We start from the raw sequence: 1,439 nt of genomic DNA, 5'->3' as shown, positions 1-1,439 counted from the left end.
CTTTCTGGGTTTCCAACGGGGCCAGGGCGAGCGAGCTGTTGACCAGCCGACAGCGCGACGCGCTGCCCGGCGAGCAGCTGCTCGGGGTGATCCGCAAGGGGACCAGGGCCTTCCAGCAGCTTCCCTCGTCCCCGGACGCGTTCGTATGGCTGCGTCTTTACCAGGAGGAGGCGTGGCGGGCTGGGGTGCCGCGGGGCGCGCACGAGGCGCTGTGGTGGACGTTGCGGCGCCCCTTTCGGCCGCTGGGCTATCACGCGGCTCGTGCGATGCTGAACCGGGTAAATGAGTTACTCGGCTCCAACTGGACGCTGCACGACCTGCGTCACACAGCCGCCTATCGGATGGCGCGTGACCCGGAGTTGGCCCTGACGGACGTGCAGTGGGTCCTCGGGCACGCGCATCTGACCACCACGCAGATTTACCTCCCTGCCGGCCGTGACGAGATCGTCGAAGCGGTCCGCGCGCACCACGAACGGCAGGCTCGACAGGCCGAGCTGCCGTCTGTCCCCGCCGCTGGCTACAGGGCTGAGTCGCTCACCGACCTGTTTGGAGGCCTTCGGTGAGCGGCCGCGTCAGGGACATGACCGGCGGCGCCACGGGAGGGCGGGCGTCCGATCGTCCGCGCGCGCCGCAGGCCGCGGGTGGGGCAATGCGACAGGCACAGGATCGGTTCCCAGCCCGGCCCGTCGGGGCGCGATGGGCGATGACTTGTGCACCCGTCGATGACGTACTGGCCGTCGTGGAGCAGCCACCTTTCTGGGTGCCCAAGGCGCACGCCCGGTGGGAGCGCAGGACCGGAGTGCGTGCGGTCTTGACCTGGCTTGCTGGCTTTCCCGGCGAGAGCTGGCAAGAGCGATGGGAGGCGTCACCGGCTGCCACGTCCTTTCAGCGTTGGGCCGAGGAGGGACAAATCTGGGTGAACTCTCTGGCCAAAGTGCGATGGAAGTACGCGCAGATAGGGCTGCTGACGCTTGCCAGCGCCGATGTGCTGCGTCTTCCGTTGCTCTGGCAGTTTGGCTACCGCACTACGCATCTGCGTCCGCTCGTGGAGCGGACTCGCGACCCTGAGGGGGTAGCCCGTCTTCAGGAGGTCGTCGGCCCGAAATGGTGGGAGTCCATCCAAGGGGGGCGCGCCCGCCTGACACTGGTGCGGATCATGATCGCCAAGGGTGGAGGCCTGGCGGACATCACCCCCGGAGACGCGTTCGAGTACGGCACGGAGATGCGCAAGGCTGGAATCGCAAGCCGCACCACTCCCTTGTTCTACTCATGGCTGCGCGACCTGGGGACCCTTCCGCCCGACGCTCCGACGACCCTCCGCCTGCTCCACCGGGTGACCGGACAGCTTAGTACTCCAGTCTGACTTCGCGATCTTGTGGCGAACCCGGCTGGGAACGGGTACGGCCATCGCGTGATCATCGGTTGGTGTGTGGACAAAC

General features: G+C 67.5%; 2 protein-coding genes. Both read left to right on the top strand.

Annotation, left to right across the window (positions count from 1 at the left end):
* The coding region (locus tag AB0M26_RS31890; RefSeq protein WP_365266529.1) for a site-specific integrase at positions 1-563 on the top strand (563 nt) is incomplete at its 5' end.
* A 371-nt stretch (positions 564-934) separates the two neighbouring features.
* A complete protein-coding gene (locus AB0M26_RS31885; RefSeq protein WP_365266526.1) occupies positions 935-1,363 on the top strand; it encodes a hypothetical protein in 429 nt (142 codons plus the stop codon).
* Positions 1,364-1,439 lie beyond the last annotated feature (76 nt).

Source organism: Streptomyces sp. NPDC051776, assembly GCF_040681345.1.
GTDB lineage: Bacteria > Actinomycetota > Actinomycetes > Streptomycetales > Streptomycetaceae > Streptomyces.
Note: the sequence above shows the minus strand (reverse complement) of the source record. Positions and strands in the feature narration are given on the sequence as shown.